The following is a 20819-nucleotide window of genomic DNA, read 5'->3' as shown; positions in this document are numbered from 1 at the left end:
CTTCCCATGAGGCACCCGCGTCACGTGTTTGTCCACAGGCCCGGCAATTTGTGTGACCGTCCGCGGCGGGGTGCGCGCCGCCCCCGTACGCGCTGCGGCTTGGAAAAATACGCAGGTCAGCAAGGAGCCGAACCCGCCCTGGCAGCAGGCCAAAAAGGGACGGACCGGGGTGTACTCCGATCGGGGGGCGCTCCGTGCGGAACTGGCCCCTTCTGAATTGACTCCGGCTCAACTATGTTCGTGTGACGTCGGGGTGTGGGGGGTGTACTGCTTCAGGCGCGATGCGCAGGGTTCGCGGAGGGATCGCGGACGGCGCGCGGGCAGGGTTCGCGGACGGTCCGCGCACACCGAAACGACCAGGCGGGGAGTCTCCGGGGGGAGACGTCATTACCGGGGGAATGCATGCACATTCGTGATTCTCGTTGGGGCGCTGCATCCGCATCGGCCCCGGCTTCTGCTGCTTCGGCTTCGGCCGCATCAGCTTCTGCTTCCGTGCTGGGTGACGGCGCGGTGCGCCGCGGCGCGGACGGCGGCCGTACGACGCCGCTGCGCGTGGACGCCCAGCGCAACCTCGAGCACGTCCTGCGCGCGGCGCGTGAAGTGTTCGGCGAGCTGGGCTACGGGGCGCCGATGGAGGACGTGGCGCGCCGGGCGCGGGTCGGCGTCGGGACCGTCTACCGGCGGTTCCCGAGCAAGGACGTGCTCGTACGGCGGATCGCCGAGGAGGAGACGGCCCGGCTGACCGACCAGGCCCGCACCGCGCTCGGCCAGGAGGACGAGCCGTGGTCGGCGCTGTCGCGCTTCCTGCGCACGTCGGTGGCCTCGGGCGCCGGGCGGCTGCTTCCGCCACAGGTGCTGCGCGTGGGCGTGGCCGACGAGGCGGGCGCGGAGGGCGAGTTCGAGGACGCGCGGGTGCCGCAGCAGCGGCAGTCGGCCGCGGGCCTCGCGAGCCCGGAGCTGCGGCTTGTGGAACAGCGCGGGATACCCGCCGACGAGGTGGACGACGCCGGGGCGGCGGCGCTGCTCGAGGTGGTCGGTCGGCTCGTGGAGCGGGCGCGGGCAGCCGGTGAGCTGCGGGCCGACGTCACCGTCTCGGACGTGCTGCTCGTGATCGCCACGGCGGCGCCCTCGCTGCCGGACGCGGCGCAGCAGGCGGCGGCTTCGGCGCGGCTGCTCGACATCCTGCTCGAAGGGCTGCGGTCGCGGCCTGCGCGGTAGGAGTACAGGGCCTCAACTCCGTTGCCGGACAGGCCTTTTGGGCTGCCCCGAACGGGTGAACCTCGCTGATTCGTGAGGGGAAGTCACCCCGGATGAGTGGTTGCTGTGCATCCGGGCTCGGCGGGGTTCCTTCGTATGGCACGCTTTCCCGGGTGTTCGGGACCGAGTGTGCATGCGGGGGCTTCGCGCGATGAGCGTTGACGGGCGGGAAGAGCCGTTCGCCGGGGGCGGTGGGCCGGCGGACGGCGGACTGCCGGCGCGGCAGGTGCCGAGCCAGGGAGGGCCTTCCGAGGTGCCCGCGCCCGCCGGTGAGGCGGCCGAGCCCGGGGTGCCCGCGCAGCGCGAGCCCCAGGCATCGCTCGCCGACGACCTGCTCGCCGGGGGTGAACCACCGGTCTCCGACGCGGACTTGATCCGCCGCATGCGCGAGGGCGACGACTCGGCGTACGAGGAGCTCTACCGTCGGCACGCCGAGGCGGTGCGCCGCTATGCGCGCACCTGCTGCCGTGACGCCCACACCGCGGACGACCTCACGTCCGAGGTGTTCGCGCGCATGCTCCAGGCGGTGCGCGGCGGTTCGGGTCCCGAGCACGCCGTACGGGCGTATCTGCTCACGACCGTACGGCGGGTCGCGGCGGCCTGGATCAAGTCGGCGAAGCGGGAGCAGCTCGTCGAGGACTTCGCGGTGTTCGCCACGCAGGCGGCGCGCTCCTCCGAGGTGTCCGACGACGACACGCTCGACCTGGGCGCCGACGTGCTGGCGATGCACGAGGCCGAGCGGTCCATGGTCATGCAGGCCTTCCGCAGCCTCTCCGAGGAGTGGCAGGCCGTCCTGTGGCACACCGAGGTCGAGGACGATCCGCTGAGCGCGGTCGCCCCGCTGTTCGGGCACACCTCCACCAACACCACGGCGCAGCTGGCCAGCAGGGCCCGTGAAGGGCTCAAGCAGGCGTACCTCCAGGCGCATGTGAGCGGGTCGCTGGCCGAGGACGACGAGTGCGCGCGCTATGCCGACCGGCTCGGCGCGTATGCCCGCGGGCGGCTGCGCACCCGGGCCGAGCGCGGTCTGCGCAAGCACATGGAGGAGTGCGCCAAGTGCCGGCTCGCCGCGAGCCAGATCAAGGAGCTCGCGGGCGGCATTCCGGCGCTCGTGCCGGTCGCGGTCATCGGCTGGTTCGGCGCCGCGGGCTACACGGCGAAGGTGGCCGGGCTCATCGGCGGCGGTGCGGCGGGTGCCGCGGGGGCGGGTGCGGCCGCGGCCGCGTCGGGCGGCTCCGGTGGTGCGGCCGCGGGTGGTGCCGCCGCGGGCGAAGGGCTCGGCGCGCCGGCGAAGGCCGGTATCGCGGCGGCCGTGGTGGTCGCGGCGGGTGTCGCGGTGGCCCTGGCGCTCGCGGGTGACGAGGCCGAGCCGAAGGCCGATCCGAAGCCGAAGCCGCCGCCGGTGTCGCAGCCGGTGGTGCCGCAGAAGCCCAAGCCCTCGCCGAAGCCGGAGCCTCCCGCGCCGCCGGTGGCCGCTCCGGAGCCGACCCCCACGCCGACGCCTCCCCCGCCGGAGCCGAAGCCCACCCCGAAGCCGACGCCTCCGCCGAAGCCCAAGCCGACGCCCACCCCGACGCCGCCGCCTCCTCCCCCGCCGCCCGCGCCGGCCCCGGAGGCGTACCACATCAGCGAGTTGCAGTACGGGATCTTCGGGGACGGCACCCAGCCCGAGGTGCGGCTCGGGGAGTCCAGCTGGCTGTGGCAGCGGCAGGGGCTCGGGATCGCGGGGCAGCGGTACGCGCACGGGGTGACCGTGCACGCGTACTCCTCCGTGATGATCGACCTCAACCGTGAGTGCACGGCCTACGACGCGTACGCCGGGGTGGACGACCTCACGTTCGGGCACGGGGCCGTGCGGTTCTCCGTGTACGCGGACGGGGAGCGGCTCTGGCAGTCCGGGGTGGTGCGCGGCGGGGAGCCCGCGGTGCCGGTGCATGTGGATCTGACCGGGCGCAAGACGCTGCGGCTCGTGGTGGAGCCGCATTCGGTGGTGGATACGCCGGCGCTGGTGGACTGGGCCGAGTCGCGGATCAGTTGCCGGTGAGGGCGGCCTGCCGGGTGCGGGTGATCCGGAGGGCAGCTATCTAACCGAGGTGGTGCAGCAACGCCAGCGCGTCCTCCGGTGTGAGGCGTTCGCCCGTCGCCGTCTCCTTCTCGTACGCGTCCTCGCCCAAGTGCTCGCGCAACTCCCCGGCCAGCGCGGCCAGTTCCGAGCGGTCCGGCTCCGGGGTCGGCAGGGCGCCGCGCCACTGGGCGGCTGCCGCGAGCAGGCGGGCGGCGAGCGGGGCGGCCGAGACCGCGAGGCTGACCGCCGCCGCTTCGGCCAGGACCGCCAGGACGGGCTCCGCGCACTTGTCGCGGATCGCGAGGCGCAGCCCGTCGACCGCCTTCGGCAGCGCCGCTTCCGGCCCCGACTCCCTGAAGGTGATCTTCGCGTCGGCGTGGGCGATCCCGGCCTCGAACTGCGGGGGCGGGGTGCCGCGGGCGCCCCAGGCCACGCTCGAGCGCCATTCCGCACGGGCCCGCGCCACATCGCCCTCGGCCAGCGCGATGTGGGCGGACAGGAGGCGGACGAACGCGCGGGTGTCCAGGACTCCGTAGCGCTCGCTCTCGCTGTCGGACTCCGCGATGGCGCGCCGGGCCAGCGGCAGGTCGCCCGCGCGGTAGGCGATCTCGGCGAGCCGGGCGATCAGGAGCGGCGCCTCCGAGTACACCCCCATCTCGTACGCGAGATGCAGCCCTTCCTCGTACTCCGCCTGCGCCTCGGCGAAACGGCTGCGGGCCATCGCCGCCTCGCCCACCGCCGTGCACACATGGGCCTTGAGCCAGCGGTCGCCGACCTGACGGGAGAGCCGGCGCAGCTCCGCGAGGTCCTCGTCCACGGAGTCGAGCCCGCCGCGGCTGTCGACCGCGATGTGGGCGCGGAAGAGCAGGGCGACGCAGACCTCCCAGGGTCCGCCGTAGGTGCGGCAGGCCTGCGTGGCCGTGTCCATGGCCGCGCGGCCGTCGGTCGAACCGTCGAGCACGAAGGTCGTGAAGGGCCACAGGAGTCCGGGGAAGGTGGCGGACTGCGGGATGGGGCGCCCGAAGACCTCCTGGAGCAGGGCCAGTTCGGTGCGCAAAGACGGGTCGTCGAAGGGCATGCCGGGCGCGGAGTCCGAGAGGAGGAAGAGGCGGAGCAGGCGCAGGCGCATGCGGGGCCAGTAGCGCGGATCGGCCTCCGCCTCGGGGCCGAGCGGGCGGCCGTCCGGGCCGGTCGGGTCCGCGCCGAGCGCGAGGGCCGCGGCGCCCCAGTCGGCGCCCTCGCGGCGGTAGTTGCGCAGCGACCAGAACCAGCCCATCGCGAGGGCGAGCTCGAGCGCGGTCCGCTCCTCGCCCGCATCGATGGTGCGCCGCAGCACCGCGCGCAGGTTGTCCAGCTCGCGCTCCACCCGCTGGATCCAGGGCAGTTGGTCCGCGGTGCGCAGCAGGGGGTCGGCCCGCCGCATCAGCTCCAGGAAGTACGCGGTGTGGCGGGCGAGCGCCGCCGCGCGGGTCTCGGGGGCTTCGGCGGCGCGCTCGGTCGCGTACTCGTGGATGGTCTCGAGCATGCGGTAGCGCATCCCGTCCTCGCCGCCGCGCGAAGGCGCGGCCACGATCAGGGACTTGTCGACCAGCGCGCCGAGCAGCAGGGCTGTGTCGCCGGTGCAGACCGCCTCGGCCGCGGGCAGGTCCCAGCCGCCCGCGAACACGGACACCTCGCGCAGGAAGGTGCGCTCCTTCTCGTCGAGCAGGTCCCAGGACCAGTCGACCACCGCGCGCAGGGTCTGCTGGCGGGGCAGCACGGTGCGACTGCCCGAGGTGAGGAGCTGGAAGCGGTCGTCGAGGCGGTCGGCGATCTGGCGCGGTGTGAGCAACCGGAGCCGGGCGGCGGCCAGTTCGATCGCGAGGGGCAGTCCGTCGAGCCGGGTGCAGATCTCCGCGACGGCCGCGCGGTCCTGCTCGGGGTCGAATCCCGGGCGCACGGCGGCGGCCCGCTCGGCGAAGAGCCGGTGGGCGGTCTCTTCGGGCAGCGGGTCGACGGGCCGCACGGACTCGCCGGGCACCCCGAGCGGCTCCCGGCTGGTGGCCAGGATCCGCATCCGGGGGCAGTGGGTGAGCAGGGTCTCGGCGAGCCGGGCGGCGGCTTCGATGACATGTTCACAGTTGTCAAGGATCAGGAGCAGGTCGCGCTCGGCGCAGAACTCGGTGAGCAGCGCGACCGGGTCGTCGTGCGCGACGGAGAGCTCGCTCGTGAGCAGCACCGTGTCCCTGAGGCCCAGCGCGCTGACCACGGCTCCGGGCACGGCGTCGGCCCGGTCCAGCGGGGCGAGCTCGGCGAGCCAGGCCGGGGCGGGGTGGCCGGCCGCCGTCTCCTCCGCGAGGCGGGTCTTCCCGGAGCCGCCGGGACCGGTGAGGGTCACGAGTCGTGCTCTCTGCAAATCCGAACGGATGGCGGCCAGTTCGGGTTCCCGCCCGACGAAGGAGGTCAGCCGCGGGCGGAGGTTGCCGGTGGCGGAGGGGCGGTCGGGGTGGCGGTCGGGGGCACGGTCGCGTTCGTGGGCGTGGTGGCCGTCCCGGCCAGGGTCACTGTGGGGCGCGTGTGGCGGTGGGGTGACAGTGGTCGGGTCGCCCGTCGTGGCGTGCGGCTCCGCGGTCTGGGCCGAGACCGAAGCCGAGTCCGAGGCCGAGTCCGCGGGCGAGTCCGAGGGCGATGCCGAGTCCGATGCCGAGTCCGAGTCCAGCAACTCCCCGTACAACCGCCGCAGTTCAGGCCCGGGATCCGTGCCGAGGCCGTCCGCCAGCGTGCGGCGCGCCGTCTCGTAGGCCGCGAGCGCGTCCGCGCCCCGCCCGGTGGCCCGCAGCGCGCGGATCAACTGGGCGTGCAGCGGCTCGTCATAGGGGTGTACGGCGAGGAGTTCCCGTACTTCCGGAACGAGCTCGCGCCCGCGCCCGAGCCGCAGATCCGCCTCGATCCGCGCCCGCACCGCCTCCAGGCGCTGCGCCTCGGGGCGGGCGGCGGCCGCGCGGTCGGGCAGGTCGGCGAGCGCGGGCCCGCGCCACAGGGCAAGGGCTTCGCGCAGGATGCGGGCGGCCGCGTCCGCGTCGCCGTCGTCGAGGGCGGTGGCCCCTTCGCGTACGAGCGCTTCGAAACGGTGCAGGTCGACCTCGGCCGGATCGGCGGCGAGCCGGTAGCCGCCGGGCACGGACTCGACCGCGTCCTTGCCGAGCGCACGGCGCAGCCGGCCGACGAGCGCCTGGAGCGCGGCGGGGGCGTCCTGGGGCGGGTCCTCGTGCCAGACGTCGTCGATCAGCGACGCGACGCTCGCGGTGCGGCCCGCCCGCAGGGCCAGCGCGGCAAGGAGCGCGCGCAGCCGGGCGCCGCCGAGGGGCACCACGGTGCCGTGTTCGTCTCGCGCCTCGGTGGCGCCCAGGATTCGGTACCGCACGGGGTCATTGTGGCGGGCGGGCGCGGATCCCGAGGCGGGCGCGGGCGCCGGGGGTGCGTCGGGGTACCGCGCCGGGGTCCACCGGGGCACCACGCCGGGCGGCTCAGGTCACCCCAACGTACGGGTCAGCCACGCGACTTCACCGTTCTCCTCCATGGACACGCGGTCCCGGGTGAAGCCGAGCTTCTCCAGGACGCGGAGCGAGGGCGTGTTCCATGTGCCGACGGTGGACCAGAGCCGCTCGCGCCCGGTCGCGGCCGCGGCGCCGAGCACCGCGGCGGCGGCCTCGGTGGCGTAGCCGTTGCCGTGCACGCGCTGGAAGAGCTCGTACGCGATCTCCGGCTCCTCCAGCGTGGTGCGCCCGACGATCAGCCCGCAGTAGCCGATGAAGTCCCCTTCCGCACGGCGCACGACGGGCAGCAGCGCGATCCCCGTGCGCTCCGTCTCGGTGAGGAACTCGGCGATGGAGGTTCGGATGCGCTCGACCGGGGGCTTGCCCTTGCCGCGTTCGGCGAGCAGGTCGCAGAACTCCTCGGCGTCGGTCACCTCCCAGGGCCGCAGGATCAGGCGCTCGGTCTCGAGGTGGAACGGCATCGGCTGATAAGGAGGCATCTCCCCACCCTGCCCTACGCCTCATCGCGCGCTGCGGGCAGCCCGCTCACCCCTCGCGCACGATCCCGTCGACCAGTTCCTCCGGCAGCCCGTGGGTGTCGTGGAGGTAGTGGTAGTCCTCCGGCGTCAACTGCCGTCCCCCGTACCGCGAGAGGACCTTGCGGCCGCGGTCCAGGAGGCGGCGGAAGCGGTGCTCCTCGTCCCGCAGCACGTCGAGCACCGGGCCCGGCTCGACCGGCAGGCCGAAGTGGGTCTGGATGTGCTCCACGAGTTCGCGCGGCAGGTCGCCGAGCGTGCGGCCGGGGTCGTCCTGCCAGAGCGTGGTGAGCGTGCGCCGGATCAGACGGCGCGGGACGTAGCCGCGGCCGGTGTGGGAAGGGCGGACGCCGTCGCCGTGGATCACGGTGAACGAGCGCAGGTGGTCGCAGACCACGCGCAGGCTCTCCTGGTCGCCGAGGTCCCACAGCGGCGGTACGAGACGCAGCCACGGCTCGAACAGGTCCGTCCCGTACACCGAGTCCACGCCCTGGAGGACCGTCACCAGGCGTTCGAGGCCCATGCCCGTGTCGATGTTGCGCTGCACCAGCGGCGTGAGGTTGCCGTCCTCGTGGCGGCGGTGGCGCATCATCACGTGGTTCCAGACCTCGACCCAGCGGGGGTCGGTGGTCGGCGTGCCCCGCGGCGGGCAGTCACCGGTCCACACGAAGATCTCCGAGTCGGGGCCGCAGGGGCCGGTCGGCCCGTTGGACCACCAGTTCTCGTCCCCACCGGTCAGTTCGACGGGCAGGCCCAGCTCATGCCACGTATCGAGGGATTCGCCGTCCACGCCGACCTGCCCGTCGCCGCCGAAGACGGTGACGTGCAGCCGGTCCCGCGGGATGCCGAAGCCCTCGTGCAGCAGCTCGTACCCCCAGCGCAGGCTCTGCGGGCCGCCGTAGTCGCCGAGCGACCAGGAGCCGAGCATCTGGAAGACGGTGAGGTGGGTGCCGTCCCCCACCTCGTCGAGGTCGGTGGTGCGCAGACAGCGCTGCACATTGACGAGGCGGCGGCCGAGCGGATGCGGGCGGCCTTCGAGGTACGGGGTGAGCGGATGCATGCCCGAGGTCGTGAACAGGACCGGGTCGCCGGGCGGGGGCAGCAGGGTGCTGCCGGTGATCAGGCGGTGTCCGCGCTCCTGGAAGAAGTGTGTGAAGGTGTCGACGACCTGCCCGGTGGTGGGCGGGGTGTGCGTCGTGGGGGTGTGCATGGCGGGGCCTTTCCGAGGTCAGGGGTCCGGTGGGGCCGGTGACCGGAAAGGAGCGCTGCGGGGAGAAGGGTGTGCACCCGTCCATCGGGTACGGCACGACGACGCCGGCGATCCGTTTCCGGTCGCCGGGCTGTGCGGGAGAAGGAGATCAGGCGGCGGCAACCGGCGAGCGGGGCGCTCGCGCGGCTGCGGTGTGCGGATGCGTCAGGGTCCGCGAGGGACGACGCGTACGGCTGGTCTCCATGTTTTCCACCGTAACAACGGACGCGGCGGATGAGCTCGGGATTTATTCGGTACGGGGCGGCCCGGGGCACGCGACGAGGCGGCGGCTCAGCCCCGCCCGGCCCCCAGGCGCCCGTTCGCCGCGGCCCGTCCCAGGGCCCCGCGCTGCGGGGTGATCCCCGCCGGGACCGCGCGGGCCCTCGCGGGTGTGCCGGTCCAGCAGGTCCCGCGCCGGGACAGCAGCCGGCGCAGCCACAGCTCGACCGCGACCAGGTCGGCGAGCCCGTCCGCGGGCACGGACTCACCCGCGGCCGCCGCGCGCAGCGCCTTCTGCACCACGCGGCCCTCGACCAGGCCCGCCTGGGCGAGCAGCGGGGTGGCGAAGAGGTCCACCAACTCCTCGACGGCGACCCGGAGTCCGAGCTTGAGTGCGGCCGACGAGGTGGCGTACGAGGGTGCGCCCCAGCCCACCGGCAGGTCCGTGACGCCCGCGCCCTCCAGGACGGTGCGCAGCACCGCCGCCCGCGCGCCGGGCTGTATGCGCAGGGAGTCCGGCAGGGCGCGGCAGGCGCGGACGACCTGGTTGTCGAGGAACGGGGTGTGCAGGCGCTGGAAGCGGACCTCGGCGGCCTGTTCGAGGATCCGTACGTCGGCGGCGTGCCGGGCGAGGGCCGCGCGGGCCCTCAACTCCCCCGGATGCTGGCCCGGTCCGGCGCCCGGTCGCGTGGCCGACTGCTCCAGGCGAACCGATACTTCAGCGAGCGCCTCACCGGTCAGCCAGCGCGCGGCCGGACCCGGACGCACCCAGGTGAGGGCGGCGAGCGAGGCGCCGACGGGGCCCGCGGGCTCGTCCAGGATCCCGGAGCGCAGCCGCAGCGCGGCCTCCTCGATGCCGGAGCGGTACGAGGTGCGCGCGAGGCGGCGGGCCGCTCCGTACACCTTCGCGGGCACGAGGACCGAGCTCATCGAGCCCTCCGTGCGCGCCAACGCCGCGACGGGGCGCACCAGATGGCGTCGGCGGCGGTCCATGAGGAGGTCGGCGAGGCGCGCGGGGTGGGCGTCGAGCACCTGCCGTGCGCCGTAGCCGGACAGGTGGTCCGCGCTGCCGGCGGCGAGGCGCAGGCGGTGGCGGGCGGCGGTGACCAGGGATGGGCCCGGCTCGTCGGTGAGCGGGCCCTCCAAGTCGGCGTAGGGCAGGGCTTCTTCGCCGGCCGGGACGACGACGTGGTGCAGGCGCGGGTTGCCGGCGAGGGCGCCCGCGCGGCCGAGTTCGGCCTCCTGGCGGCCGGCCGTCAGGTCGTTGAAGGTGACGGCGAGCAGCCGCTCCCCCGCGCCCGTACCGTGCCCGAGCACCGTGCCGGGCATCCCGGGCAGCCCGGCGGCGAGCAGCGCGAGGGTGCCGGAGGCCGGGCCGCCGGACAGGTCGGCGCCGATGCCGGGCACGGGCATCCGGGCGGCGCGGCGCTCGGCGGGCCCCATGCCCGGGACGGGTCCGGGGTCGATGTCGGGCACATGGCGCGGTGCGGAGAGCCGCGCCCGTACCGCGTCGACCAGCGCTTCCCGTACGCCGTCCACCGCGCGCGTGGCGTCCAGCTCGGGTGCGGCCACGGCGAGCGAGGCCACCGGTTCGTAACCGGCGATCTCGCGCGCGCCGTCGCGCAGGATCAGCGCGTGCCCGGGCGGGATGCGCTTGACGCCCTGGTACGGGGTGGAGTCCTGGAGCGCCTCGGGCACGTCGGGGCAGGCGAGCAGGGCCGCGAGATGGCCGATGTCGAGGTGCGCCTCGATGAGGTCGGCGAGCGGCAGGGCGGCGGTGGCGTACGCGGTACCGGAGGCCCACGGCGTGTAGAACACCGGGCGCGCGCCCGCGAGATCACCGGCGACGGTGATCCGGCGGCCCACCTGGACCACCGCCGTATAGCTGCCGGGCCAGTTGGTCAGATGGCGCAGCGCGCCGCCGCGCGCGGCGAACAGGCCCACGCGCAGCTGCTCGTCGCTCGCACCGCAGGTGCCGAGCACGGCGATCCGCGTCTGGTCGTCGGCCCTGACCACCCGCACCTCGTCGGGCCGCCAGTCCCCCACCGCCCACAGCGGATCCGGGTCGCCCCACAGGAGTTGGGAGCCGACGGGGTGTACGGTCTCGCCGGTCTCACTTCCGGCGCCCATGGGGTCGGACGCTCTCGCGGTGGTACTGCTCCACCCCACCAACCACCGCATCGCGCCTCCACAGCCTGTGGACAACAAGAGCAACGACTGGCTCGGACGGTCCAACTGACGCGGAGAGTCCGGCTAGTTCGGCACCATGCTGCCACGAAGCGGGCGCATCGGAGGGGGAGGCGGGCGCGCCGGTTTGCGCCTCTGTGCTCCCGTACGGAATCCCGCACGTGCTCTCGTACGAGAAGACGTGCAGCGTTCCCGTACGACTCGGTACGCGTTCCCGTACGGCTCGGTACGGGTGCGTACGAAGGCGCAACGACTGGCCGGATCCGGCCATTTCGCGCGCTTGAGGGCATCCCTGGCACCCCGCGCGGGACACCGCGCGATCCGGGAGGCGCGCATGGCCTCCCGGACCGGTCCGCCGCCCGCGGGGATGTAGGCGGCGGCGTCCCCCAGCCCACCGGTTGCCAGCGCACGGTGGGCCGACCCACGCATCCTCATGGAAGCGCTCCCGCGGGAAGCGGTGAAGAGCGCACGGACGGGCGCACGGCCACACGCCGGGAGCACACCGCAGAAAGTCCGCACTCCTGTACAGACAAGTTTCCCGCCATCCACAACCTGCCCCTTAACGCTTGGAATGCGGGGAACTACGCTGGGTTTACGAATGCCGCGCGGTTATGCCCGAAGGCTGGGACCCGCGGCAGCCGTCTGTGTCGAGGGGTGCGCATGTCCAGGGAGCAACGCGGGCCGAACGAGAAGCTCGGCACTGTTCTCGCCCTCGCGGGAATCAGCAACGCGGGCCTGGCCCGCCGGGTCAACGACCTCGGTTCACAACGCGGGTTGACCCTCCGCTACGACAAGACCTCGGTGGCCCGCTGGGTCTCCAAGGGCATGGTCCCGCAGGGTGCGGCCCCGCACCTGATCGCCGCGGCCATCGGCCAGAAGCTCGGCCGGCCCGTGCCGCTGCACGAGATCGGGCTCGCGGACGCCGACCCCGCGCCCGAAGTGGGCCTCTCCTTCCCGCGCGACATCGGCGCCGCGGTGAAGTCCGCGACCGAGCTGTACCGGCTCGACCTCGCGGGCCGCAGAGGCACCAGTGGCGGGATCTGGCAGTCGCTCGCCGGTTCCTTCGCCGTGAGCGCGTACGCGACCCCGGCGTCGAGGTGGCTGATAACCCCCGCCGACAGCTCGGTGGAGCGCACGGCCGAACAGGTCCGGCAGATCGCCGAGTCCGCGCCGGCCGACGGGAAGCCGCTGCGCGTCGGCCACAGCGATGTGCAGAAGCTGCGCGAGGCGGCGCACGACGCGCGGCGCTGGGACTCCAAGTACGGGGGCGGCGACTGGCGTTCGTCGATGGTCCCGGAGTGCTTACGGGTCGAGGCCGCACCCTTGCTGCTCGGTACGTACTCGGACGAAGTGGGGCGCGCCCTCTTCGGCGCGACGGCCGAACTCACGCGCCTGGCGGGCTGGATGGCCTTCGACACCGGCCAGCAGGAGGCCGCCCAGCGCTACTACATCCAGGCGCTGCGCCTCGCGCGCGCCGCGGCCGACGTGCCGCTCGGCGGCTACGTGCTCGCCTCGATGTCCCTCCAGGCCACCTACCGCGGCTTCGGCGACGAGGGCGTCGACCTCGCGCAGGCCGCGCTCGAACGCAACCGGGGCCTGGCCACCGCCCGCACCATGAGCTTCTTCCACCTGGTCGAGGCCCGCGCGCACGCGCGCGCCAACGACGCCCATGCCGCCGGCGCCGCCCTGAAGTCCGCCGAGGGCTGGCTGGAGCGCTCCCGCGAGGGCGACAACGACCCCTCGTGGCTCGGCTTCTACTCCTACGACCGGTTCGCGGCCGACGCCGCCGAGTGCTACCGCGACCTCAAGGCGCCGCGCCAGGTGCGCCGGTTCACCGAGCAGGCCCTGTCGAAGCCCACCGAGGAGTTCGTCCGCTCGCACGGCCTGCGCCTGGTGGTGAGCGCGGTGGCCGAGCTGGAGTCGGGCAACCTGGACGCCTGCTGCGCCCAGGGCCTGCGGGCCGTGGAGGTCGCGGGCCGCATCTCCTCGGCACGCACCACCGAATACGTACGGGACCTGCTGCACCGCCTCGAAGCGCACGGGGACGAACCCCAGGTCATCGAGTTGCGGGAGCGGGCGCGGCCGCTGCTCATGGCTCCGGCGTGAGGTGCGTGGGCTTTCCCTTCCCTGCCGCCGCGGGGGTTTGAGCACGTTGTCAGTGGCGCAGTGCACTATCGGGGTGGGACTCGGGAGGTGAGGCGCGTGACGCTGCGCGGCCAAGGGGACGACGCTGCGGTCGAGGGCGCTGCGGTGGCGGGCGCTTCGACGGCCGGCGCCGCGGTGGCGTACGACTGCGATGTGCTCGTCATCGGCGGCGGCATCGTCGGTCTGTCGACGGCGTATGCGCTGACGCGCGCCCGGCCGGGGATCAGGGTCACCGTCCTGGAGAAGGAGCCGGGCCCGGCCCGGCACCAGACGGGGCGCAACAGCGGGGTGATCCACAGCGGGATCTACTACCGCCCCGGCTCCCTCAAGGCGCGGTTCGCCGTGAAGGGCGCCGCGGAGATGGTCAAGTTCTGTGCCGAGTACGGGATTCCGCATGCCGTCGGCGGCAAGCTGATCGTGGCCACCGAGCGCTCCGAGCTGCCCCGGCTGCACGCCCTCGTGCAGCGCGGCCGGGAGAACGGGATCCCGGTGCGCGAGCTGGGCCCCAGCCAGATCACCGAGTTCGAGCCGGAGGTCCGCGGGCTCGCGGGCATCCATGTGGCCACGACCGGCATCTGCGACTTCGGCGCGGTCGCGGCCCAGCTGGCGTCGTCGGTGCGGGACGCGGGCGCCGAGATCCGGTACGGGGCCGAGGTCACGCGGATCGACCGGCGCGCGGACCGCGGGGTGGCGGTGCGCACGGCGGCCGGGGACATCGTGCGCGGCAGGGTCCTGGTGAACTGCGCGGGGCTGCACTGCGACCGGGTCGCCCGGCTCGCGGGCGACGACCCGGGGATGCGCATCGTGCCGTTCCGCGGCGAGTACTACGACCTGGCGCGCCCCGAGCTGGTCCGCGGCCTGGTCTACCCCGTGCCCGACCCGGCGTTCCCCTTCCTCGGGGTGCACCTCACGCGCGGGATCGACGGCGGGGTCCATGTCGGGCCCAACGCGGTCCCGGCGCTGGCCCGCGAGGGCTACGACTGGGCGACGGTCCGCCCACGCGAGCTGGGCATGACGCTGGCCTGGCCCGGTTCCTGGCACATCGCCCGCGCGCACTGGCGCTACGGCGCGGGAGAGCTGCACCGCTCCCTGTCGAAGAAGGCCTTCACACGCGCGGTGCGCCGGCTGCTGCCCGCGGTGGAGCCGTCCGACCTGCGTCCGGCGAAGGCGGGCGTGCGCGCCCAGGCGGTGCTGCGGGACGGCACCCTGGCCGACGACTTCCTCTTCGTCGAGGGCGCCCGCACGGTCCATGTCCTCAACGCCCCGTCCCCGGCGGCCACGGCTTCGCTGCCGATCGGGCGGGAGGTGGCACGGAGGGTGCTGGCGCAGGTCGGCTGACCGGCCGCACGCCCACACTCGCCCCCCCGCTCGCACCCGCCCTCCCCAGGGGCCCACTGCTCGCGCGCCCACCCCCGCGACCCTCCGTAGAATCGGACCCACTGTGTCCGAGCACCCCGAAACCCAGCCCCCGGCGTCCGACCCCTACGACGACGCCACCCGCGCCGCAGCCGCCGCGGCCCGTGCCGAGAAGAACCGGCGCTTCGCCGACGGCGAGGGCCCCTCGCCCGACCCGGCCGGCTCGCACTTCGACCGCCGCATCCGCAGCTTCCAGCCGCGCCGCAGCCGCGTCAGCACGAACCAGGGCGACGCCCTGCGCCGGCTGTGGCCGCAGTGGGGCATCGAGATCGACGGCAAGCAGCGGCTCGACCTGGGCGAGCTGTTCGAGGGCCGCCCGGTCGTCCTGGAGATCGGCTTCGGCATGGGCGAGGCCACCGCGCAGATGGCCGCCGACGACCCGGACACCGGCATCCTCGCGGTCGACGTGCACACCCCGGGCCAGGGCAACCTCCTGGGCCTGGCCGAGCGCAACGGGCTGGGCAACGTCCGCGTGGCCAACGGCGACGCGATCATCCTGCTCACCGAGATGCTGCACCCCGAGTCCCTCGACGGCGTGCGCGTCTACTTCCCGGACCCGTGGCCCAAGAAGCGCCACCACAAGCGGCGCATCATCCAGCCGGAGTTCCTCACGCTCGCGGCCTCGCGCCTCAAGCCGGGCGGGTTCATCCACTGCGCCACGGACTGGGAGGACTACGCGGAGCAGATGCTCGAGGTGCTCACGGCCCACCCGGACTTCGAGAACTCTCAGCCGGACGGCGGCTACACCCCGCGCCCCGCCTTCCGCCCGCTGACCCGCTTCGAGGGCAAGGGACTCGACAAGGACCACGTGGTCCACGACTTGATCTTCCTGCGGAAGTAACGAACCGGGTTCTTCTTCACCGGCGGACCGCCTCCCGCGGCACCAACCTCCCCGGCACCGTCGCGTGCGCCCCCCGCCCCTCGTTAGGGTCGAAGGGTGAACGCACCGCCACAGCCCCTGCACCCGCCGGCCCACCCGGCCGCAGGTCCCGGCAGGCCCACGCGCTGGTGGCAGCGCCGTGCCGTGAAGGCGGCCGCGCTGATCACGCTGCTCGCCCTGTCCGGCCTGGTGATCCTCGCGCTCGTCCGCAAGGAGACCGGCACCGAGGGCTTCCTCGTGGGCCTCGGCCTCGCGATATTTCCCGTACCGCTCCTGATAGCCGCGTTCCGCTGGCTGGACCGGGTCGAACCGGCCCCCTGGCGGAACCTGCTCTTCGCCTTCGCGTGGGGCGCCTGCGCCGCGGCCCTGATAGCGATCATCGCGAACTCCTTCGCGACCCGCTGGATAGCCACCCGCACCGCCGACCCCAGCAGCGCCGACACCCTCGGCGCCACCGTCGTCGCCCCGGTCGTCGAGGAGACGGTCAAGGCGGCGGCCATCCTGCTCGTCTTCCTGTTCCGCAGACGGCACTTCAAGGGTCTCGTCGACGGAGTGGTGATCGCCGGCGTCACCGCCACCGGCTTCGCGTTCACCGAGAACATCCTCTATCTCGGCAACGCCTACGGCACCGACGAGGCCACCGGCACCGTCGGCATCGGCTTCGACTCGGTCACCGCAGCCACCTTCTTCGTGCGCATCGTGCTGTCGCCGTTCGCCCACCCGCTGTTCACGGTCCTGACCGGCCTCGGCTTCGGCTTCGCCGCCCTGGCCGCCGACCGCCACCGGGTGCGCCGCGTCCTGCTCCCCTTCGCCGGCCTGCTGCTCGCGATGGGCATGCACGCGGCGTGGAACGGCTCGGCCTCCTACCTCGGCGGCATCGGCTTCTTCTTCGTCTACCTCGGCTTCATGGTCCCGTCCTTCGGCCTGCTGACCTGGCTCACGATCTACAGCCGGCAGCGCGAACTGCGCACGGTCCGCGAGGAACTTCCGGCATACGTCGCCGCCGGCTGGCTCACCACCCCCGAGCCGTACACGGTGGGCACCCTGCGCGCCCGCCGCAAGGCACGTCAGTACGCCACGCAGACCTACGGCAAGGACGCGGCGCGCACGGTGCGCGAGTACATCTCGCTCGCCACCGCCCTGGCGTTCCTGCGGGCGCGCGGGCGCAGCGGCCGCGCGGGCACCGATTTCGTCGTACGGGAAAGGGAGTTGCTCGACGCGCTGTGGGCGCGCCGCGGCCCGGCCCGCCCGGCCCTCGACCACGCGGCCCGCGTCACGGCCCCGCCGTTCCCGCAGCCGTTCACCCCCTGGGCCAACCCCTACGGTCCGGTGATGGCGCCGGGCCCTTACGGCCCGGTGCCGGCCCGGGGCCCCGCCATCCCGTACATCCCGCACCAGCCGCGCCCCGCCGGCGGCTACGTCTCCGCGTCGGCGCTCCCGTATCCGGCCCACCAGGCCCACTACCCGTACGCGCCGCCCGCGACCTACCCGGGCGGCGCGTAATCGGGTTCGTCCTGGCCTTCCGGTTACGCGGAGGCCGCGGTCAGCGCCTTCCGGTTACGCGGAGGCCGCGGTCAGCTGCCCCAGCTCCGCCGACGTGAGCGTCAGCTCCGCCCCCGCGAGCAGCGCCGGGAGCTGCTCCACGGTGCGGGCCGAGGCGATCGGCGCGACCACCGTCGGCTGAGCCGTGAGCCAGGCGAGCGCCACGGAGGCGGGCTCGGCGTCATGCGCCTTCGCGACGGTGTCCAGGGCCTCGAGCACCCGGCGGCCGCGCTCGGTCTCCAGGTGTTGGGCCGCTCCGCCCGCACGCGGGCTGTCCACCTCGGTGCCGGGACGGTACTTGCCGGTGAGGAAGCCGGAGGCCAGCGCGTAGTACGGCACGGCGGCCAGACCCCAGCGGGAGGCGAGCTCCTGCTTGGGGCCCTCGTACGTTCCACGTGAAACCAGGTTGTAGTGCGGCTGAAGCGCCACATACCGGGCCAGTCCCTCGCGCTCGGCGAACTCCAGTGATTCCTGGAGCCGTTCGGTGCTGAGGTTCGAGGCGGCCACGGCCCGCACCTTGCCCTCGCGCACCAGCGCGTCTAGGGCCGTGACGATCTCCTCGACCGGCACGCCCTCGTCGTCGAAGTGCGTGTAGTACAGATCGATGTAGTCCGTCCCGAGCCGGCGCAGCGACTCCTCGGCGGCGGCCTTGATGGTGGCGGCGGAGAGCCCCTTGTACTCGGGGTGGGCGCCGACCTTGGTCGCGATCACCACGTCGGAACGGTTGCCGCGCGCGGCCAGCCACCTGCCGATCAGCGTCTCGGACTCGCCGCCCTTGTTGCCCGGCACCCAGGCCGAGTAGGAGTCGGCGGTGTCGACGAAGTTGCCGCCGGCGGCGGTGTACGCGTCGAGCACGGCGAAGGTCCGGGTTTCGTCGGCCGTCCAGCCGAAGACGTTGCCGCCGAGGCAGAGCGGATGGACTTCGAGGTCGGAGGAGCCGAGAGGGCGCAAGGAGGTCATGAACGGATCAACGTCCGTACGGGAAGCGCCTATTCCTGACTGCCGAAGGCGCACCAATCGGCTGTTTCCACGCAAACCGGCAGCCCTGACGTCGGGGGGTTGCCGTCAGGACTGCCGGGGTTCAGGGAAGCGCACACGCAGGTGCGGACAGGGGCGCACGGAGCGCCCCGCGCGAGAAACCCGCGCGGGCGCGCCCGTACGTACAGGGGAGGCGGGACTACAGGTTCCGTACCGGACTTACGGGTTGAGACCCTTGCTCTGGAGCCAGGCCAGCGGGTCGATGAGGCTGCCGCCCGCGGTCTCGACCTCGAGGTGCAGGTGCGGACCGGTGGAGTTGCCGGTGGAGCCCACGCGGCCGATGACATCGCCGGTCGTGACCTTCTGGCCGACGCTGACGCCGATGGACGACTGGTGGTTGTACGCGATCTCCGTACCGTCCGAGAGCTCGATGACGGTGCGGTAGCCGTACGAACCGGACCAGCCGGCCTCCTTCACGGTGCCCGTGTGGACGGCCTTGATCGGGGTACCTGACGGGGCAGCGAAGTCCAGACCCGTGTGCTGGCCCGAGGACCACATGGAGCCGGCCTGACCGAAGGTCGAGGTGATGGTGTACGAGCTCGTCGGGAGCGAGTAGCTCCGGGCCAGCTTGGCGAGGCGCTCCGCCTCTGCCTTGCGCTTGGCCTCCTCCTCCGCCTTGCGCTTGGCCTCCGCCTCGGCCTTCTCGGCGGCCTCCTGCTTCTCGGCGGCGGCCTTCGCGGCCTGCTCGGCGGCGAGCTGCTCGGCAGCGGCCTGGGCCGCGGCGTCCGCCTCGTCCTCCTGGCTCTGCGCCTGCTCGAGGATGCGGGCCCGCAGGGCCTCGCCCGCGTCGGCGGTGGACTGCCCGGCCGAACTCGTGGCGGCCACGGGCAGCGTGGCCGCGGTGGCCTGCGCGACGCCCGGCTGCTCCTGGGTGCCGGCGTCGGAGTCGTCGGATATCAGGGAGCCGACGACGGGGATCTTCTTGGCCTGCTCGCCGAGGTCCGGCATGGAGATCGGGACCGGCGGCTTGTCCTTGGCGGTGGCGATGCCACCCGCGCCCACGGCGGCTATGACACCGACGCCGAGGACGGTGGAGCTGCGCGCGAGACCGCCGCGCTGCTTGGCGACGCGGTGCTTGCCGCGCACCGGACGAATGGATTCCTCGGTCGGGTTCCACTCCTCCCAGGGCTCGTCGTCGAACCTGAACTCCTGGGTGCCGTCCGCGAAATACGGGGCGTTGGAGGTACTGCCACGGCCTGCGGGGGTCGCCACGGGGGCGGACTCCTTTCCTTCCTTCTCGCCTACCGGGTTAGCTGACGGGTTCGGAACAGGAAGGTTTCCTACGGGCGTTGAGGTCTCCCGGGACGTGCTGAGACCTCGCCGAAGCGCCTCTGGGAAAGGCGCCGCTTGCCCGATTCACCCCAAAAAGGTGGTTCCCCGGCTCCCTTGCGGGATTAAGCGTGTGCGCACGGAGCCATCTCTTGTGACGGCTGGGACGACCGCGCTGCGTTATCGAACGTTAATAGACGAGGGCCCGGGATTCCAAGCCGTTCCGACAGATCGTTAGCGCCCTTGGCCTGGACTTAGGGGACACGAAGGGGCGGAATCGGACGAGTTGCCAAGGAAGTTGGGAGAATCCGTGGACGCCGATTCCCTGACGCTGCGTCAAATGTTATGCAGAGGGCTCTTCCTCGGTCACCTTCGGTGACATCGCGGCCCCCACGGCCGGCCGCGCGACGGCGAGCAGCGCCATGTCGTCCGTCGCCCCGCCGCCGGTGTGCTCGCGCACCTCGTCGACGAGCGCCGAGAGCAGCGCGTCCGGTCCGGGGAAGATCCGTCCGCACAGCCGCGCCGCCGGATCGTAGAAGACCCCCTCGGCACTGCGCGCCTCGCTCAGACCGTCCGTGTAGAAGAGCAGCATCGCGCCGGCCGGCAGCTCCGCCTCCACCCCGCGGTCCGGCCAGGACGCCAGGTCGGTCATCCCGAGCGGCAGCGCGGCCTGCGCGGGTTCGAGGGTGCGCAGCCTGCCGTCCGCGTGCAGCAGCAGCGGTGCCGGATGCCCGCGGTTGATGAGCCGTACGACTCCGTGCTCGTGCGGGATCTCGGCGAGCACCGCCGTCGTGAATCCCTCCACGGCGTCGAGCCCGTCCCGCCGCGTGCCCTCGCGCGCCAGCGCCCGCTCGAGCCGCAGCGCCACCGCCTCCAGGGTGGCCTCCTGCTCGGCGGCCTCGCGGAAGGCCCCGATCACCACGGCCACCGCCTCCACGGCCCCGAGCCCCTTGCCCCGCACATCCCCCACGATCAGCCGCACCCCGTGCGGGGTGTCCTGGACGGCGTACAGATCTCCCCCGATGAAGGCGTCCGCCTGCGCCGCCTCGTACCGCGCCGCCACGTCGAGCCCGCCGATCCGCGCCGCGGGCTCCGGCAGCACGGCGCGCTGCGCGGCCTCGGCGATGTACCGGGCCGACGCCAGCTGTTCGCCGCTGCGCGTCACGACCCGGTTGATGAGCACGGCGAGCGCGCCGACCGTCACGATGGTGGCGATCTCGGTGAGGAACTCGGTCTCGAAGAGGTTCCCGTTGTAGAGGTGCAGCCCGACCAGCGCCGCCACCGCGGCCACGGCGGTCACGATGGTCAGCGCCAGGGAGAAGAAGGGCGCGGCGATCAGCGGCGCCGCGGAGAAAAGCGGAGCCCCGGTGAACTTCGGCGGCGTGACGATGTCCAGCAACAGCCCGCCGACGATCAGCAGCGGCGGCAGAGCGCGCACGAAGGCACGCGTACGGGTGCTCCCGCCCCTGCCCTCTCCGCTGCCACGCACTCCACCAGGTTT

Annotated in this window: 13 protein-coding genes and 1 riboswitch; of the genes, 6 read left to right on the top strand and 7 right to left on the bottom strand. The window is 73.4% G+C overall.

Annotated elements, in window-relative coordinates; all coding sequences use genetic code 11:
• Window positions 1–402 precede the first annotated feature (402 nt).
• On the top strand, window positions 403–1218 hold the full coding sequence (locus BLT97_RS34035; protein WP_093617318.1) for a TetR/AcrR family transcriptional regulator: 816 nt from the start codon (window positions 403–405) through the stop codon (window positions 1216–1218).
• Between the two features lie 190 nt (window positions 1219–1408).
• Window positions 1409–3301 (top strand): sigma-70 family RNA polymerase sigma factor, encoded by a 1893-nt coding sequence (locus tag BLT97_RS34030; protein WP_093617316.1) that lies wholly within the window; start codon window positions 1409–1411, stop codon window positions 3299–3301.
• A 40-nt stretch (window positions 3302–3341) separates the two neighbouring features.
• On the opposite strand, the gene BLT97_RS34025 is transcribed toward BLT97_RS34030, so the two are convergent.
• From BLT97_RS34025 to BLT97_RS34010, 4 genes are all read right to left on the bottom strand, one after another.
• Window positions 3342–6725 (bottom strand): AfsR/SARP family transcriptional regulator, encoded by a 3384-nt coding sequence (locus BLT97_RS34025; protein WP_093617314.1) that lies wholly within the window; start codon window positions 6723–6725, stop codon window positions 3342–3344.
• A 108-nt stretch (window positions 6726–6833) separates the two neighbouring features.
• Complete coding sequence (locus tag BLT97_RS34020; RefSeq protein ID WP_093617312.1) at window positions 6834–7337, bottom strand: GNAT family N-acetyltransferase; 504 nt, start codon at window positions 7335–7337, stop codon at window positions 6834–6836.
• A 46-nt stretch (window positions 7338–7383) separates the two neighbouring features.
• Entirely contained in the window at window positions 7384–8583 is a 1200-nt protein-coding gene (locus BLT97_RS34015; protein ID WP_093617310.1) for an alanine--tRNA ligase-related protein, read from the bottom strand.
• 330 nt (window positions 8584–8913) lie between these two features.
• Window positions 8914–11022 carry an asparagine synthase-related protein gene (locus tag BLT97_RS34010; protein ID WP_093617308.1) on the bottom strand — a complete coding sequence of 703 codons (2109 nt, stop codon included), beginning with the start codon at window positions 11020–11022 and terminating at the stop codon, window positions 8914–8916.
• Window positions 11023–11688: 666 nt separating this feature from the next.
• Here BLT97_RS34010 and BLT97_RS34005 point away from each other — a divergent pair.
• The 4 genes from BLT97_RS34005 (at window position 11689) to BLT97_RS33990 (ending at window position 16972) form a co-directional block, all read left to right on the top strand.
• The gene (locus BLT97_RS34005) at window positions 11689–13134 is read left to right on the top strand and encodes an NsdA family TPR-like regulatory protein (protein WP_093617306.1); all 1446 of its coding nucleotides are present in this window, start codon (window positions 11689–11691) and stop codon (window positions 13132–13134) included.
• Between the two features lie 174 nt (window positions 13135–13308).
• Complete coding sequence (gene lhgO / locus BLT97_RS34000) at window positions 13309–14511, top strand: L-2-hydroxyglutarate oxidase (RefSeq protein ID WP_093617338.1); 1203 nt, start codon at window positions 13309–13311, stop codon at window positions 14509–14511.
• Window positions 14512–14614: 103 nt separating this feature from the next.
• A complete protein-coding gene (gene trmB / locus BLT97_RS33995; RefSeq protein WP_176953988.1) occupies window positions 14615–15430 on the top strand; it encodes a tRNA (guanosine(46)-N7)-methyltransferase TrmB in 816 nt (271 codons plus the stop codon).
• Window positions 15431–15526: 96 nt separating this feature from the next.
• The gene (locus tag BLT97_RS33990) at window positions 15527–16972 is read left to right on the top strand and encodes a PrsW family intramembrane metalloprotease (protein WP_425442812.1); all 1446 of its coding nucleotides are present in this window, start codon (window positions 15527–15529) and stop codon (window positions 16970–16972) included.
• Window positions 16973–17026: 54 nt separating this feature from the next.
• Here the strand turns inward: BLT97_RS33990 and BLT97_RS33985 are convergent, their stop codons facing one another.
• From BLT97_RS33985 to BLT97_RS33975, 3 genes are all read right to left on the bottom strand, one after another.
• Window positions 17027–17971, bottom strand: coding sequence for an aldo/keto reductase (locus BLT97_RS33985; protein ID WP_093617304.1), 945 nt, complete (start codon window positions 17969–17971; stop codon window positions 17027–17029).
• Between the two features lie 237 nt (window positions 17972–18208).
• Window positions 18209–19261 carry a M23 family metallopeptidase gene (locus BLT97_RS33980; protein ID WP_093617302.1) on the bottom strand — a complete coding sequence of 351 codons (1053 nt, stop codon included), beginning with the start codon at window positions 19259–19261 and terminating at the stop codon, window positions 18209–18211.
• An 11-nt stretch (window positions 19262–19272) separates the two neighbouring features.
• Window positions 19273–19460, bottom strand: a riboswitch (cyclic di-AMP (ydaO/yuaA leader).
• A 201-nt stretch (window positions 19461–19661) separates the two neighbouring features.
• Window positions 19662–20807 (bottom strand): PP2C family protein-serine/threonine phosphatase, encoded by a 1146-nt coding sequence (locus tag BLT97_RS33975; RefSeq protein WP_245769697.1) that lies wholly within the window; start codon window positions 20805–20807, stop codon window positions 19662–19664.
• Window positions 20808–20819 lie beyond the last annotated feature (12 nt).

Origin of the sequence: Streptomyces indicus, from assembly GCF_900100315.1 — a bacterium.
In the GTDB taxonomy this organism is placed as follows: domain Bacteria; phylum Actinomycetota; class Actinomycetes; order Streptomycetales; family Streptomycetaceae; genus Streptomyces; species Streptomyces indicus.
The sequence above is the reverse complement of the archived record's forward strand: the minus strand, read 5'-3'. Positions and strand labels throughout refer to the sequence as shown.

Bases quoted from the DNA above. Each gene is read 5' to 3' on its own strand.
- BLT97_RS34035 (WP_093617318.1), top strand. From the start codon at position 403: ATGCACATTCGTGATTCTCGTTGGGGCGCTGCATCCGCATCGGCCCCG.
- BLT97_RS34030 (WP_093617316.1), top strand. From the start codon at position 1,409: ATGAGCGTTGACGGGCGGGAAGAGCCGTTCGCCGGGGGCGGTGGGCCG.
- BLT97_RS34020 (WP_093617312.1), bottom strand. From the start codon at position 7,337: ATGCCTCCTTATCAGCCGATGCCGTTCCACCTCGAGACCGAGCGCCTG.
- BLT97_RS34015 (WP_093617310.1), bottom strand. From the start codon at position 8,583: ATGCACACCCCCACGACGCACACCCCGCCCACCACCGGGCAGGTCGTC.
- BLT97_RS34010 (WP_093617308.1), bottom strand. From the start codon at position 11,022: ATGCGGTGGTTGGTGGGGTGGAGCAGTACCACCGCGAGAGCGTCCGAC.
- BLT97_RS34005 (WP_093617306.1), top strand. From the start codon at position 11,689: ATGTCCAGGGAGCAACGCGGGCCGAACGAGAAGCTCGGCACTGTTCTC.
- BLT97_RS33985 (WP_093617304.1), bottom strand. From the start codon at position 17,971: ATGACCTCCTTGCGCCCTCTCGGCTCCTCCGACCTCGAAGTCCATCCG.